The sequence below is a fragment of the Paraburkholderia sp. SSBN10T genome (assembly GCF_056619545.1).
Genome location: NZ_JBWQQI010000005.1, coordinates 205,189 through 221,290, shown reverse-complemented (window position 1 = coordinate 221,290; position 16,102 = coordinate 205,189). Strand labels below are relative to the sequence as shown.

Sequence of the window (16,102 nt, the reverse complement as noted above, 5' to 3'; positions counted from 1 at the left end):
CCAATGCTGCGGCCTGAGACCATTAACGTGACAAAGCCCGGAGGATAGTCCGGTGCCTGGCAGCTTTATTTTACTCAGCAAGCACACTACGCAACGCGGCTTCCAGCGAATACATCCCGTTTTGCAGCACGCGAATGCCGTCTTGCCGGATATCGTCTTCGAGCTCCGTGCATTGCTTCACAAGGTCGAGATAACGGAAGATACCGAGCTGGCCCTTGAGCGAATGCAGCTCGGCCAGCGCATCTCCTGCGTTTTGTTCCTGCACCGCCTTGCGAAGTAAAACAAGGCTCTCCTTGACCGACTCGTCGAACATGGCCCGCACATGAGGCGGGATGCTGCTCGCCGTTAGGAGCGTCGGCGTATCTTCCCTGGGCGCATCGAGGCGAACGCCCTTCGCACCGGCAACCGGCAGCAGCGCGTCGTATAGTTGGCGCAGCGAAAGCGGCTTGCCCAGTATCTGCGTGATACCCATAGCATTCAGACGCGTGACCTTGTCCGCTGTCACGTCTGCGGTAACAGCAAAGACGATCTGTTCAGGAATCCTTTGCCGTACCGCTTTCGCGAGTTCGTAGCCGCTTACGCCTGGCATCCCCAGATCTGTTAGCAAAACATCCCAGACGCCGGAGTTCAGTGCGTCCAGCGCTTCATCGGCATGCTTTGCGACATGGAACTTGCATTCCAGTGCTGCCAACTGCTCCTCGAACAGTTGCCGGTTTATCGGGTTATCTTCGACCACCAGTACGCGAAGCGGCCTGGCTGTCGGGTGTTGCTCTCTACGACTGACGAGCTTTGCCGGAGAAACCGCGTCGTCGTTTTCCTGCTCGTGCGGGGCAGTGCAAAGCTGCTCGACGGTCGCACGCAGGCCAGTCAGCGAATAGCACGACACGTCAAGGAACGTGCCGCTTTTTACCGGCTGAACGGGTCCATCCTGTCGGCACTCGACGATGGCCTTTGCCTGCTCGACGACACGATTCTCTTCTTCCGGCGTCCATGAGGCCCCGCTGCTGAAGACGATCAGCGCATCTGCGACGGACATCGCATCGTCGGGTATCCGGTCCGGATGCTCGTACCACGTCACTTCCTGTCCCCACGCCTCCAGATGCGGCATTGCCCACGCGCGCCATTCCGGCAGCGCCGACAGTGCGATCCACCGGCAGGCCGGCACCGAGGCTGGCGTCGCCGCGACCGACGGCACGAGCGGCAGGCATATGCGGAACGTGCTTCCGACGCCAGGCGTGCTGTCTACCTCGATGGCCCCGTTCATCACGCGGATGATCCGCTGGCTTAGCGTCAACCCAAGCCCCGTTCCGCCGAAGCGCCGGCTGATCGTGGAGTCACCCTGATGGAAAGCCTGGAAGATGGACGCCTGCTGCTCCGGCGACATGCCGATGCCCGTGTCTTCCACGGAGATGATCAACTGCGCGGCCGTGTCGCCCTCGCGCCGCACTCCGATCCGCACACTCCCCGCATCGGTGAACTTGATCGCGTTGCTGACAAGATTGCCGACGACCTGACCGAACCGGGTCGGGTCGCCGCATAGGGTCTGTGTGACCGGGAGGCTGCATTCGCAGAAAAGGCTGATGCCTTTCTTCGCGGCAAGCGGGGAAAATATGACGAGGAGATTCTCCACCACATCGATCACCCTGAACTCGATGGACTCGAATCGCATCTCTCCCGCTTCAATCTTCGAGAAGTCGAGGATGTCGTTGATGATCGCGAGCAGCCCGTTAGACGACTCCCGGATAATCGAAAGACGATCCCGCTGCTGGGGCGTGAGCTGGCCGCGTGCGAACAGTTCGAGATTCCCGAGAATCGCGTTCATCGGCGTTCGGATCTCGTGGCTCATCGCAGCCAGAAACGCGGATTTCGATGCGTTCGCGAGATCCGCTGCGAGCTTCGAATCGTGCAGTTGTTCTTCGAGCTGCTTTTTCTCCGTCACGTCGACGAACGACGACACGATCACATCCTTCCCTTGGTAGCGACCGAGAACGTTGCTGACGGAAAGGTGTACCGGCCTGCCGTCGCTCGTAGGCAGCGTGATTTCCGCCGCCGCGCCGGAATAGCCACCCGGCCCGTCGCGCTGCGTGATGACGGACGAAAACGGGACGCCGTCCGTTACGGCACGGGAAGCCGTTTCCGTCATCGCCGCATTGGCCAGCAGCGGCATCCTGGTCTCCGGCGAAATCAAGGCCAGCCCGGTGGTAGCCCGCTCGATCAGCGTGCGGCTTAGCATCTCGCTTTCGAACACGCGCCGGGATTGCCCGAGCAGCGGTGAAAGTACCTTCCGGTTGATGGTGAACAAGAGGATCCAGAGCACTGTGAGCACGGCTGCTGCAAAGAGCGTTTCCCGCAGGATCTTGTACTGGATGCTGGCAACCACGGTTTCCCGCGAAAAATGGTAGGCGAGTTGCCAGCCTGTCGTGCCGAGAGACTCCTGAATGACGAGATTGCCGTCGTCGGGGTCGCGCGAGCCGAACGGGAACAGGAGGTAAACCACCCGTGCGATGCCCGGCAAGGTTCGGCTGGGCGGTACGTAGGACTCGCCGTCTGCCGTCGCGATGACGGCACGGTCCGAGGCAACCAGCACAAAGCGGCCGTTGAACTGCGTCGCGCCCAGTGCCGACAGGATGTCCGATGGCTTCAGCCCCACCACCAGCACGGCAAAAGGCCGGTCGTCATGGAACGCCGTCGCCGCTATCCGGACCATGGTTTGCCCCGTCATCGGATTCGTGAATGGCGCAAACCATCGAACGGGCCTCGGCGCGGGCCTGTTCGCCGGTTCGTCCATCGGCACCTTCAGCCGGTCGAGCAACGCGCTTCTGTCGCTCCGTCCGACCGACGCCGGCATGGTAGCGTCCCCGGGTTGAACGACGGTCGCCAGCGGATCGGTCGTGCTGTAGAAATAGCCGGTCGGCGGACGGTCTTTCGCGAGGGCGTTCACGACGCGGGTTCGTATCAGCTTGCGCGACAGTTCGAGGTAGCGGCCGATTCGCTGCCGGTCCAGTTGTTCGCCGGGCAACCCGATCACCCGGTAGGCCGGCGTAAACCGCGTCGCTCCGACGTTTTCCACAAAGCCATTGTCGATGAATCGCTGGACGGAGGCCGCATCTGCGCGGTCGTCTTCTTCGCGCGCAAGTTCGGCGCTCGCCACCGCCGCCCGCAAGGTCGTCTCGTCGACCTGGAGCCTTGCTTCGAGCAGGTTCTTTGTTACCGCATAGGTCTGCCGCTCCTGGAGAATCGACTGGCGTATTTCGAATACGACGCTGAATGCGAGACCCAGCAGCAGAACTAGTGATGTAAACGCGCCGCCGCCGAAGAGCATGATCTGCTGCGAGTGGCGCAGTCTCGTCAGTGTTGTGGGGCTTGACATCGACTCTCCAAGTCGCCGTGAGGCTTTCTGTTATTGGCGCCTTTGCTCTGCACCTGGCAATCGCAAGCCATCGGCAGGCCGTGCGCAATGCAACGCGAATATCGGACCGGGCACCAGACGCATCCTCCGCCGCAGCGGAAAGCGGCGCGTGCAGGGCGGATGAATGCGCAACTCCTCATAGTACGACCCTCCATAGCGATCACGCGGGAAATAGCCTTCAGACAGGTCGCAGAAGAAATAGGACTAGTCCTATAAGTTCATTGGCGAATTTAGGAAGCGTTTTATTTCCTCCGAATGCCTCGCCGGGCAACATATCGCCTGTGCATTCGGCACATATCGAAACTATCAAGATTTAAATGACATCATGAAAAGTAAAATTCTCTTCACTGCCCTGTTACCTGTCGTTGGCGGACTCATGGGATTTGCCCAGTTGGCCCAAGCCGCGGACGGCACCATTGAAATCACCGGCAACATCACCGCGCAGACCTGCAACGTCACCAACGGCGCAAACGGCCTCGTGAACGTAGCGCTGCCCACCGTATCGACGTCCGCACTCAGCAAGGCAGGCGAAGTTGCTGGCCGGACTCCGTTCACCATCAGTCTCAGCGGCTGCGAATCGACAAGCGGCACAGTCGCCGCCAATTTCGAAAACGGCAGCACGGTCAACATGGAAACTGGCCGCCTGATGGTGGACAGCGACGGTGCGGGAAACGTCGAGATTGGCTTCCTGAACGATGCGCACGGCAAGATCGCTATCGGCGCGGCGGACCAGAACTCCAAGCCTGTCGCAATCGGCGAGGACGGCAAGGCCAGTTTGACGTATTTCGCGCAATACGAAGCCACCGGAGCCGCTACGGCCGGCGCAGCCAAGTCGCGCGTCCAATACTCGCTCACCTACCAGTAAAGCGCCGGCTACCTCGCGCCGGTCTTCGACACCCGTCCGATGCCGTTCGCCCACGTCGGCGTCGGGCAGCGAGGTCTTTCAGGACATCTTGGAGAGTTGCAATGAGTCTGATATCGCGAAATGCATGGATGGTCGTCGCGGCCGCCGCATGCTTTGCCGTTTCGCCGGCACAGGCCGACGTCGTGCTGGGTTCGACGCGCGTGATCTTTCCCTCGACCGAACGCGAGGTAACGGTTCGTGTAACGAATGAAGGCCCTGCGCCGAGACTCGTCCAGGCGTGGCTCGATACCGGCGACGCGCAGATGTCGCCCGATGACATCGAGGTTCCGTTCGTGATCACGCCGTCGATGTTCCGGCTGGACCCGAAGAAAGGACAGGCGCTACGCGTGCTCTATTCTGGCGCCCCGCTGGCGAAGGACAAGGAGACGCTCTTCTGGCTGAATGTGCTGGAAGTGCCACCGAAACCGAAGGCGGATTCGGACGTACCGAATCACGTCCAGCTTGCCTATCGCACGCGGATCAAACTGATGTTCCGTCCTGCCGGCCTCGCGGGAACGCCCGCAGAGGCTCCCGCGCATGTTTCGTGGTCACTCGCGCGTCAACAGGACGGCCGGTCGTACCAGCTCGAAGCAAGCAACCCGACGCCCTACTACGTGAACCTCGGGCACATCGAGGTGCGCGCCGGCGGCAAGACCTATCCGGTCGGTGCGGGCTTCGTCGCGCCCGGAGAAAAGCAGCGCTTTGCGGTACGTGATCTGGGCGAGCCGCCGCGGCACGACGCAACGGTCGAATACAAGGCCATCAACGATTTCGGCAGCAGCACGAGCGCTACGGCGCCGCTGCAAACGCCTGCAGCGCCATAACGATATCTCTCTAGCCAGAGCAAACATTCACACCCGCCACTGATATTTCATGTGTAGGTGTACGAAACACTTGAGCCAACAAGAAGATGCAACCGTTCCCGACAATCCAGGCGTCCCCGCAAGACGGATGCCTTCGCATGAAGCCGATCGCCTTCCTCGTGACGGCCGTCGTGCTCGCGTATGCACTTCATGCGCCAAACGCATGGGCATCGGCCGGTTCGACGGATCTGGCCAGTGTCGAGTTCAGTGACGATCTGCTCGTGACCGGAGGCGGCCGGTCGGTCGATGTCTCCCGTTTTGCGAAAGGCAACGCGGTCGCGCCGGGCACGTACAGTGTGGATGTGTTCGTCAATGGCGGCTGGAGCGGGCGTATGCGGATACCGTTCAGAAGCGTGGACGACCGAACCGATGCGCAACCGTGCTTCGATAAAGAATCGCTGGAGAAGATCGGCGTCGCACCCGACCACCTTTCCGCATCGGCTGTCGACACGCTCGCGTCGGATGCCGCGTGCGTGCGTCTCGATGAAGCCGTTGCCGATGCAACGGCAACCTTCGACTTCGGCGAGCAGCGTCTCGACCTCGGCATTCCGCAGGTTGCGCTACGCCGCTCCGCGCGCGGCGCTGTCAGCCCGGAATACTGGGACGCCGGCGTCACCGCAGGCATTCTCGGCTACGACTTCAACATGTATCGCTACGGCGGCAGCGGCGGCGCGCAGACGCAGGGCTACCTGGGGCTCGCCGCGGGCTTCAATGTCGGCCTCTGGCGGTTTCGGCACAACGGCTCCTATAACTGGAGTTCGACCGGCGGCAACCAGTATCAGATCATCTCGACTTACGCGCAGCGCGACCTGACGGCATGGCGAAGCCAGCTCACGATCGGCGAGTCGTACACGCGCGGCGACATCTTCGATTCTGTCGGGTATCGCGGCGCGAGCATCGCTTCCGACGACCGCATGCTGCCCGATTCGCTGCGCGGCTACGCGCCGACCGTGCGCGGCGTCGCGTATAGCAACGCAAAGGTGACGGTCCGCCAGAACGGCATGGTGCTGTACGACACCACCGTTGCGCCGGGTGCGTTCGAGATCGACGACCTGTACGGCACCGGGTATGGCGGCGACCTCGAGGTCACCGTACTCGAAGCCGACGGCCGCTCGCACACGTTCACCGTGCCTTACGCGGCCGTGCCGCTTGCGCTGCGTCCGGGCACCCACCGCTTCAGCGCGACGGCCGGCCAGGTACGCGACCTCCGCCTGTCCGGCAGCCCGGTGTTCGTGCAGGGCACGTGGCAACAGGGCTTCACCAACGCGATCACCGGTTACACGGGCATGACCGCCGCCTCCGGCTACGGTTCTGCACTGCTCGGCACGGCGCTCAACACGCCGGTCGGAGCGCTCGGGCTCGACTACACCCACGCGTACACCCACCTTCCCGGTCAAGGCAGCCAGAGCGGCGGCAGCCTGCGTCTGAGCTACAGCAAGCTGCTCTCGCAGACGGGGACGAACTTCACGCTGGCCGCTTATCGGTACTCGACCGGTGGCTACTTCAGCCTGAACGATGCGATGCTCGCGCGCGAACGCAGCGAACGCGGAATGTCCACCGTGCGGCAGAAGAGCCGGGCCCAGCTCACGCTGAACCAGAAGCTCGGTGCGAAGGGCGGCCAGCTTTATCTGACCGCCTCCATGATGAATTACTGGAATCAGGGCGGCGCCACCGTGAACTACTCGGCTGGCTATAGCAATACGTTCAGGACGCTGAGCTACAGCGTATCGGCGAGCCGGCAGTACGTCCCGTCGGGCGGAAACGATACGCTCATCTTCGCGAGCGTTTCCATTCCTCTTGGCAAGACGAAGCCCATGACGCTCTCCACGAACCTTTCGCGGGACAGTAGCGGCCGCGTCGCTACGCAGGCCACCCTGTCGGGCACCGCCGGGCAGGACAACGCACTGTCGTACAGCGTGACCGCGAACCACGCCACCGGCGCGGGCTACGCGCCGCAGATGGGCGGCAGCGGAAGCATGCTTTATCGCGGCCGGACCGGCGAGTATTCGGCCAACCTCGGCACGAGCACGGATCAGGCCTTGCAGGCCGGCATCGGCGTGCGCGGCGCGGTGGTCGCGCATCCCGGCGGCATCACGTTCTCGCAGCCGGTTTCCGACACCATCGGCATCGTTCAGGCTCAAGGCGCGGAAGGCGCGCGCGTGACCAGCGCGACAGGTGTGCAGCTCGATGGCAGCGGAATGGCGGTAGTGCCGTACCTGACGCCTTACAGCCTCAACGCGGTCGAACTCGACCCGAAGGGCTTGCCAATGGATGTCGAACTGCAGACGACGAGCCAGCAGGTTGCGCCGCGCGCTGGCGCGGTGGTCATGCTCAAGTATCCGACTGTGACGGGACGGACGGCCATCATTCGGGCGTTACGGCCCGACGGCAAGCCGCTGCCGTTCGGCGCCGCGGTGCTAGACGAGCAGGGCACCGAAGTCGGCACGGTCGGACAGGGCAGCAGGATCTTTGCACGCGGGTTGCAGGAGCAGGGCTTCCTGACAGTGAAGTGGAGCGAGAGCGAAGGTTCAGTGTGCCGGATCGCGTATGCGACGGATGCCGAAAAAGGGAAGAAACGGGATGCTGCGCCGGAGCAAATTTCCGCGAGTTGTATGGCGGTGGCGATGGAAGCGGCGATGCCGGTTTCGGAAGTGCGTGAGTAAGGAAGCTGCCGTCCTGAAACGGTGGGTACATCAGAAAAGGGATTTTGCGGAGAACGTCGCTCGCTCGGGGACGTCCCGCTCTGGAGCTGGTCAATGGCAAAAATGGTCAAATGGATATTGGGAGTGATCCTGCTTTTAGGTGCTGGCGTGGCCCAGGCCGGTGCCTGCTACACGAATATTCCGAATGCCTTTTATTTTAATTTCGGAACTGTCTATGTTTCACCTAATCTCCCGGTCGGGAGCACGGTGAAGTCACAATCGCTCCTCTACACACTGAATTGTTCCGTGGATGCCGATGAGTGGATGTCGGTTAGACTTTCCAATGTAGGGGACTTTTTTAGCAATCTTGGTAACGGGCTTGGCATTCAAGTACGGGTCGACAACGATGTTCCTCTGAATCTCCCAGCGAATACTGGCACGGATTTGATTGAGCGCGAACTGGTCATACCCGGCCGTTGGGTATACGCGGCTAATCTTATCGTCGACCTGGTAAAGACCGGAGAAGTTACTCCTGGGGACTCACTACCCTCCGGAGGGAGTTTGAGTTTGGCGAGTATTGCCAGCAACCCTGAGGACTCCACGCAAGGCGATCTGTTTCTTGGACCGATCAGCGTACAGACGTCTGCCTGCATCGTCACGACGCCGTCCATAAGCGTCCCGATGCCTGATGTCAAAGCATCGGACCTGAAATCGGCAGGCAATACAACCGGAAACACGGGCTTCAACATTGGACTGCAGTGTTCCGCCGGAGCGGCGGTTTATATGACGCTCACTGACGCAAGCGACCCGGGAAACACATCAGATCAACTTACCTTGTCGAATAGCTCGACGGCTGCCGGCGTCAAACTGCAGGTACTTCGTTACAGCGTACCTGTGCACTTTGGCCCTGATTCAGCCGACCCAGGAAGTCCCGGTCAATGGTATGTGGGCTCGTCCGGCACCCTGACAAACATTCCGTTGACGGTTCGATACATCAACGCGGGAACGGAACCGGTCAAGGCCGGGACCGTTCGCGGAGTCGCCACCTTTACGATGAGCTATCAGTAGCAGCGGGCAATCCGCGGGCGCGGCATCAGATAACACGTTCCCTGGCGAAGAGCCAGGGGGCACCTATACTGCAATTCGTAGTTTTCACTGGAGAGCAACAATGAGCCTCATCAGGATAGCGTTGGCCGACGATCATCCGGTGGTCGTTGCAGGCCTTCAACACAATCTGGCGAAGCTTCCCACACTAGAAATCGTCGGGCAGGGCAATGACTCCACGGAAATTGTCGAACTACTTTCCAGCAAGCCTTGCGACGTTCTGGTGACGGATTACGCAATGCCAGGCGGAAAGTATGGCGACGGACTCAGTTTTCTCCAGTTTCTCCGGCGCCTGTTTCCGACGCTCAAAATCATCGTGTATACGGCTTTTAACAATGCACTCATCCTGAACGAACTCAAACGAACAGGCGTGAATTCGATCGTCAACAAGTCCGCCGAGTTGAAAGATCTGATCGTGGCGATACACGCCGTTTATGGCGGCGTCGAATTCTTCGACCCGGACCCGCGACTAACTTCCGATCCGACCACGCAGCGCGGTTCGGGCGCCGAAGGTCTCGACAGGCTAACGCCAAGGGAGCTCGAGGTGATGCGGTTCTACCTGAACGGTATGTCGATCAACGAGATTGCCCACAAGCTTAACCGCGCTAAAACGACGATCAGCGCACAGAAAATGAGCGCGATGAAGAAGCTGGGCGTCGCGCGCGACGTCGATCTCTTCCGGCGTGCCCGGGAAACCGGCCTCGTCATCGCCGCGGAGAGCACGCCTAGCCCACAGTTATAAGAGCCGGCTCGATATCATCCGGGCGGCCTGAGCCCGATGTGGCGATGAGACCGGGCTGGCGTGAAGAGTTGATTTTCTTGCCTCATTTCGCTAGCGTGTCAATCCTTGCAAAAGTACTGGACTTCCTGTTGCTGGACTTGAAAGCAGCAGCGAGCGATTTTCGTCTGGAGCAAACGAAGCCGAAAAGATCGGCGCTCGATGCGAAGCAGCTATTCGCGCGTCGATGGCCGCCGGCAAGGTGGACCTTCCGCTCGCGGGTAGCGCGGTGACGCGATGGGCGGTTGTGGGGTACTCCAAACTATTCACGCGGCCGATCGCCCTTGGCTGGCTGCGGCGCTGACTGCTACTAACCAGGCAATGCAGAGCAATCAAATTATCGCTGCCTTCGATTTCGACGGCACCATCACCACGTCGGACAGTCTGCGTGACTTCGTGGCTTACGCGGTCGGTCGCGGCTGGTTCGCCGTTGGGGTCATGCACGCATCGCCATGGCTCATTGGCCTGCTGGCTGGCGTTTGCGATCGAGGCTCCGCCAAGGCACGTTTCCTTGCCGCGACGATTGGCGGCATGACTCAGCGCGAACTTGAGGAGGCAGCGCAGCATTATGCCGCTCGCCGGCTGCCGAACCGGATCCGCCCCGAAATGGCCGAGCGGATCCAGGAGCATAAGCGCCGTGGCCACCGGCTTGTGCTGGTCAGCGCGTCTCCCGCGCTCTATCTTCGGCATTGGGCCGCGGGCGCGGGTTTCGACGCGGTTCTCGCGACGGAACTCGAATTTCGCGACGACCGGTTCTCTGGCTGCTTCGCCTCACCGAACTGTTGGGGAGTGGAGAAAGTGCGGCGGCTGCAACACTGGTTCGCCGACGATTCGCCAGAAGTGCTGTATGCGTACGGCGACAGCCTGGGCGACCGTGAAATGCTCGCGCTTGCCGATCATGCATGGCTACGAGGAGTTGGCGCAATGCCTGAGATTGATGGATGGCAGGGCAAAACGTCGGCGCAGTCGACATGTGACGGCTCCTGAATCGCGTAGGATACGCAGGCCGTACTCGTGCCGTGCGCCGTTGACGCTCCCCTTCAAGATCCCCGAGCGTCAGCCCGTATTCCTCCATCTGGCTGCTGTTTTCAACCGACGTATTTCAGCGACGACGCTACCGAGCCAAGTCATGGCATAGGGGCTTTCCCTGGGTATCGAGAGCCGCTAGAACGCACGAACGAACGCCGTCAGATCGGGCGTATCATCGAACTTTGCGTGCAACGCAGTTGACCCCGGATTCGACTCCAATTCATTGTTTCTGATGGAAATTTCCCGCCGGGTTGATGGTTGGACGCGGCTCAGCAGTTCAGACTTATGTGAACAAAGTTCAAAGTCAGGTGAATCTCGAGACTCGACACCGACCCCCCCGTAAAAATTTCCCCCTCCCTTCCTTCTTGAATTTGTCACCGCCCGTCCATATAATTAGCACTCGCTGCACGAGAGTGCTAACAACATCGCCGGTTGGCTTGTCCAGCCGGGTTTTCTCAGCGTTCTTCAGTCTCAATCAAGAGAGGAGTATGTATGAACCTTCGTCCTTTGCATGATCGCGTGATCGTCAAACGTCTGGATCAAGAAACCAAGACCGCGTCGGGCATCGTGATCCCCGAAGCCGCAGCAGAAAAGCCGGATCAAGGCGAAATTCTGGCAGTCGGCCCGGGCAAGCGCGACGACAAGGGCGCACAAATCGCCCTCGACGTGAAGGTCGGTGACCGCGTCCTGTTCGGCAAGTACGCTGGCCAGACCGTCAAGGTCGACGGCAACGAACTGCTCGTAATGCGCGAAGAAGACATCATGGCCGTGGTGCAGAAGTAAGCGCAAAGCGCTACTTTCCCGGTCATATCCCAGAGAATTCAAGGAGTTGGAAGATGGCAGCTAAAGACGTCGTATTCGGTGATTCCGCCCGTGCCAAGATGGTCGAAGGCGTGAACATTCTCGCGAACGCTGTGAAGGTCACGCTGGGTCCGAAGGGCCGCAACGTTGTCCTGGAACGCAGCTTCGGCGGCCCGACGGTCACCAAGGACGGTGTGTCGGTCGCAAAAGAGATCGAACTGAAAGACAAGCTCCAGAACATGGGCGCACAAATGGTCAAGGAAGTGGCTTCCAAGACCAGCGACAACGCAGGCGACGGCACGACGACCGCAACGGTTCTCGCGCAATCCATCGTCCGCGAAGGCATGAAGTACGTCGCATCGGGCATGAACCCGATGGACCTGAAGCGCGGCATCGACAAGGCTGTCGGCGCAGCGATCGAAGAACTGCGCAAGATCAGCAAGCCCTGCACGACCAACAAGGAAATCGCTCAAGTCGGCGCGATCTCGGCGAACAGCGATTCGTCGATCGGCGACCGTATCGCTGAAGCGATGGACAAGGTCGGCAAGGAAGGCGTCATCACCGTCGAAGACGGCAAGTCGCTGCAAGACGAACTGGACGTGGTTGAAGGCATGCAGTTCGACCGCGGCTACCTGTCGCCGTACTTCATCAACAACCCGGACAAGCAAGTTGCTGTGCTCGACAACCCGTTCGTGCTGCTGCACGACAAGAAGGTGTCGAACATTCGTGACCTCCTCCCGGTCCTGGAACAGGTCGCCAAGGCTGGCCGTCCGCTGCTGATCATCGCAGAAGACGTCGAAGGCGAAGCGCTGGCTACGCTGGTTGTGAACAACATCCGCGGCATCCTGAAGACGGTTGCTGTCAAGGCTCCTGGCTTCGGCGATCGTCGTAAGGCCATGCTGGAAGACATCGCGATCCTGACCGGCGGCCAGGTTATCGCTGAAGAAACCGGCCTGACGCTCGAAAAGGCAACGCTGGCTGAACTGGGCCAGGCGAAGCGCATCGAAGTGGGCAAGGAAAACACCACGATCATCGACGGCGCTGGCGAAGCTGCCAACATCGAAGCACGTGTGAAGCAGGTTCGCACGCAAATCGAAGAAGCAACGTCGGACTACGACCGTGAAAAGCTGCAAGAGCGCGTGGCCAAGCTGGCCGGCGGTGTTGCAGTGATCAAGGTCGGCGCTGCGACCGAAGTCGAAATGAAGGAAAAGAAGGCACGTGTCGAAGACGCACTGCACGCAACGCGCGCAGCTGTGGAAGAAGGCATCGTGGCTGGCGGCGGTGTTGCACTGATCCGCGCTCGCACGGCAATCGCTGGTCTGAAGGGCGCTAACGCCGATCAAGACGCAGGTATCAAGATCGTTCTGCGCGCAATGGAAGAGCCGCTGCGCCAGATCGTCACGAACGGTGGCGAAGAAGCCAGCGTCGTGGTGGCAGCAGTTGCAGCAGGCAAGGGCAACTTCGGCTACAACGCAGCAACCGGCGAGTACGTCGACCTGGTTGACGCAGGTGTCGTGGACCCGACGAAGGTCACGCGCACGGCACTGCAAAACGCAGCATCGGTGGCAGGTCTCCTGCTGACGACCGACGCAGCTGTTTGCGAACTGCCGAAGGAAGACGCTCCGATGCCTGGCGGCATGCCCGGCGGCATGGGCGGCATGGGCATGGACATGTAATTTCGAAGAAGCCTCGCTCGCGGGGCTTCAGGCGAAACGCATGGGGAAGCGCGCTGCGAGGCGTACTTCCCAAAAAAGAAAACCCGCAGCGATGCGGGTTTTTTGCATTTCAGCGCCGGCGCGAGGCTGGACACGCTAATGGGCACTAATAGGCGTTTGGGCCTACTTCATCAAAACCGTCTCGCGCAAGTAATCGAAGACGCTCGACACGCTCGCCTCTTTGCTCTGATTGGCCGTATCTACATACAGATCCGGGTGGGTGGGCGGCTCGTACGGCGCCGACACGCCGGTGAACGCAGCGATCGCGCCTGCTCGTGCCTTGGCGTAGAGGCCTTTCGGATCACGCTGTGCGCAGTCGTCCACCGAGGCCGCGAGATAGGTTTCGACAAACCTATCGTGCCCGATGATCTCACGCGCCATGGCGCGGTCTTCGTCCATTGGCGAGATCAGCGCGGTAATCACGATCAGCCCCGCGTCGTTCATCAACTGGGCTACGTGGGCGACCCGGCGGATGTTCTCATGCCGGTCGTCCTTGGTAAAACCGAGGTCGCTGGTGAGGCCGTGCCGGACGTTGTCGCCGTCGAGCACGTAGCACGCGTGGCCGAGCGCCATCAAGCGGCGTTCCAGTTCATACGCAATGGTGGATTTTCCTGCCCCGGACAGGCCGGTGAGCCAGACTGTTACCGCCTTCTGCCGAAACATTTTGGCGCGATCGTCGCCATTTACCACACCGCCGACACGTTGCAGGAAAGGTTGTACTGGCTTCGTTGTGGCGATTGGTTGGCGTACTTCAGGGGCTGGTCGAGCGCCGTAGGTGTTGTCTGGGAAGTCCGGGTTGGCGTCTTGAAGAGAGGGGACGTAGGCGTTCGAATTATCCACTTTAGGGATTCCCACTCAGGTCGATGCCGGTTAAGGGGCTGAGGCGCCCTACCTCATTTTCGATGCAGTGGGAACGGATCGCGTGTGCTCGATCACATACCGGCGAATGAAACGGTAGGGTCCATCGGGGCATAAGCTGTAGTACATGCTTGCGACATTACAGTTCGTAAATTCTACTGTGTAATAAGTATTTCGGGTGTAACGTTTAATTACGCTTGTAATCCGGGTGTCAAAGAATCGTCCCGAAGCCCGCGTGCTATGGTTGGTGTGTGATCTTTCGTAAAGTGATGACTTGAACGCTAAGCAAATCAGCTGCAAGTTGCGATAGCTCTTCGTGCATTTGCCGCATCTCAGCACTATGTTGACGATTCGATAACGTTTGCTGGCGAAAGATGATGCTTTTTGGTGCAGCGCGGCCGAGGCTGACACGAGCGCGATATTTTCGGGGGAATTGGCGAGGGCGTAAGGTGTCAGTGTCCGATAAGAGCCTGTGGCACATGCGAAGCGAAGACTATCGACGATGTGGGCTGCACGGAATTAGCCAACGCCCCTACGCTGGCGAAAGATTCATGTTGGCATCGAGTAAGGTCGAGTGTGCCAGTTTACGCGGCGGAATTTAGCCATCCGGTCAATGCAAGTCCGTCGACAAGTCCTGAGCTTGTTCGAGCCGGCGAGTGCTCTGGTCCGGGTGGGTTCTGACCTCTGCTGATCCGCGTGCTCGATTGCCGTAGATTATCGTGCAGGCAAAGCGAAGGGCAAACGCGTCACTACACACAGCGTGGGGGCGCTGGAGCCTCAGATGCGGTGCCAGCCTTGTCGCCAGATCCCACTGTTTTGCAACGATTCCTGTGAATCTGCAATGGTTACGCGAAATCCTTCCAACGCTTGTTCTGGCAGAGTAATCGAAAATCCGGAGTGGCTCGTCTGATAACCTGCCTCATGAACGTCGGGCCTGTTCTCCCCGCTCCAGCCCGTTGCCACAACCTCATCTCCTACGCGGACCTCGAGCAAGACGGGTTTGTCCGGCTTGCTAAGATTGACTGCCCAACCACTCACCACGCCATCACGGACTGAATCGACAAATCCATCGTGCATATCAGATGTTTGCACGTGTTGAGTTTGTGCAAACTGGATGTATTCGTCGATGGGGCGGAGATCGAACCTACAAATCAGGCTGCGAATCTTCGAGAGGTAATCCGCATCGAATCCAAAGATTGTCGAACTATGGAGGTACGGATTTTCGAGCTTATTGATTTCTGCCTGTACCGTGTTGACCACTTCCATGGCTTTGGTGAAAGTGCTGCCTGCTTCCTGTACATCATGCGCAGCATCTAACGTGACATCATTTACGAGTTCATAATCGAGATGGTTCTGCTCGATGAATTTCGTTCTGGCAGACTCGCTCAAGACGGCTTCGTTTCGCGGTGAATGTTCCGTTTTGTTTGTTTCGAAATAAAACGGCAGTTTTAACCCCGCTTTGCCGCACAGGCGAAGAAGGAACTCGCTCATGTTCTCGCATAAACCGGCGACCTTAATGTGCTTGCGAAGATTGGCTCGAGCTATTTCCAGGCTGCTTGCGTCAGCCGTCGGTTGACCACTGAGCATGTGGACGAATAGATTTTTTCCGGCATACGATTCACTTATCCATTCGTCGAGTGAGATCTCTCCTCGCCGCACCAACGCTTCAACAGCCGAGACGCTGGCGCCGCGAGCAATTTCACCGTTCTTTCCGTTGAATGCGTACCAATAATGCGAGATTTGACGCGCGAGCGGATCTCGCAAAATGGTGCAGTAAGTCAGCGGTGTTTTCAGGCTTCGATGGATGCCATATGATTGGTGACCACCTCCAACGCCAGTTTCCCAAAGCCTCGCAAGGTTACTGTCCCAGCCTTGCCGATCCCATTCAAAATTAATGAATTGATCCTTTCCCTGATTTAAATCAAAAAATGAAATAACAGTGGATCCCCCACTCTTGGGTGGATGAATGAAAAAGATTGGAGGACGCATCGGATCAAGT

11 protein-coding genes are annotated in these 16,102 nt (G+C 59.5%); 8 read left to right on the top strand and 3 right to left on the bottom strand.

The window, feature by feature from the left end; all coding sequences use genetic code 11:
- Nucleotides 1–70: 70 nt before the first annotated feature.
- A complete protein-coding gene (locus AC1ECK_RS10100; protein ID WP_480318472.1) occupies nucleotides 71–3,370 on the bottom strand; it encodes a hybrid sensor histidine kinase/response regulator in 3,300 nt (1,099 codons plus the stop codon).
- Nucleotides 3,371–3,734: 364 nt separating this feature from the next.
- Between AC1ECK_RS10100 and AC1ECK_RS10095 the strand changes: the two genes are divergently transcribed.
- The 8 genes from AC1ECK_RS10095 to groL all read left to right on the top strand — a co-directional run bounded on the left by AC1ECK_RS10095 (nucleotide 3,735) and on the right by groL (nucleotide 13,206).
- On the top strand, nucleotides 3,735–4,274 hold the full coding sequence (locus AC1ECK_RS10095; RefSeq protein ID WP_480318470.1) for a fimbrial protein: 540 nt from the start codon (nucleotides 3,735–3,737) through the stop codon (nucleotides 4,272–4,274).
- 101 nt (nucleotides 4,275–4,375) lie between these two features.
- Complete coding sequence (locus tag AC1ECK_RS10090) at nucleotides 4,376–5,137, top strand: fimbria/pilus periplasmic chaperone (RefSeq protein WP_480318468.1); 762 nt, start codon at nucleotides 4,376–4,378, stop codon at nucleotides 5,135–5,137.
- A gap of 137 nt (nucleotides 5,138–5,274) precedes the next feature.
- On the top strand, nucleotides 5,275–7,839 hold the full coding sequence (locus AC1ECK_RS10085) for a fimbria/pilus outer membrane usher protein (protein ID WP_480318466.1): 2,565 nt from the start codon (nucleotides 5,275–5,277) through the stop codon (nucleotides 7,837–7,839).
- A gap of 93 nt (nucleotides 7,840–7,932) precedes the next feature.
- Nucleotides 7,933–8,886 (top strand): fimbrial protein, encoded by a 954-nt coding sequence (locus tag AC1ECK_RS10080; RefSeq protein ID WP_480318464.1) that lies wholly within the window; start codon nucleotides 7,933–7,935, stop codon nucleotides 8,884–8,886.
- 100 nt (nucleotides 8,887–8,986) lie between these two features.
- Nucleotides 8,987–9,664, top strand: a complete 678-nt coding sequence (locus tag AC1ECK_RS10075; protein WP_480318462.1) for a response regulator — start codon at nucleotides 8,987–8,989, stop codon at nucleotides 9,662–9,664.
- 357 nt (nucleotides 9,665–10,021) lie between these two features.
- Nucleotides 10,022–10,687, top strand: a complete 666-nt coding sequence (locus AC1ECK_RS10070; RefSeq protein WP_480318460.1) for an HAD-IB family hydrolase — start codon at nucleotides 10,022–10,024, stop codon at nucleotides 10,685–10,687.
- A gap of 534 nt (nucleotides 10,688–11,221) precedes the next feature.
- Nucleotides 11,222–11,512, top strand: a complete 291-nt coding sequence (gene groES / locus AC1ECK_RS10065; RefSeq protein ID WP_007178996.1) for a co-chaperone GroES — start codon at nucleotides 11,222–11,224, stop codon at nucleotides 11,510–11,512.
- A gap of 53 nt (nucleotides 11,513–11,565) precedes the next feature.
- Entirely contained in the window at nucleotides 11,566–13,206 is a 1,641-nt protein-coding gene (gene groL, locus AC1ECK_RS10060; RefSeq protein ID WP_480318458.1) for a chaperonin GroEL, read from the top strand.
- Between the two features lie 162 nt (nucleotides 13,207–13,368).
- Here the strand turns inward: groL and cysC are convergent, their stop codons facing one another.
- Both cysC and AC1ECK_RS10050 read right to left on the bottom strand, forming a co-directional pair.
- The gene (cysC, locus tag AC1ECK_RS10055) at nucleotides 13,369–13,983 is read right to left on the bottom strand and encodes an adenylyl-sulfate kinase (protein WP_480318810.1); all 615 of its coding nucleotides are present in this window, start codon (nucleotides 13,981–13,983) and stop codon (nucleotides 13,369–13,371) included.
- An 897-nt stretch (nucleotides 13,984–14,880) separates the two neighbouring features.
- The gene (locus AC1ECK_RS10050; RefSeq protein WP_480318456.1) at nucleotides 14,881–16,092 is read right to left on the bottom strand and encodes a chondroitin 4-O-sulfotransferase; all 1,212 of its coding nucleotides are present in this window, start codon (nucleotides 16,090–16,092) and stop codon (nucleotides 14,881–14,883) included.
- Between the last annotated feature and the right edge of the window lie 10 nt (nucleotides 16,093–16,102).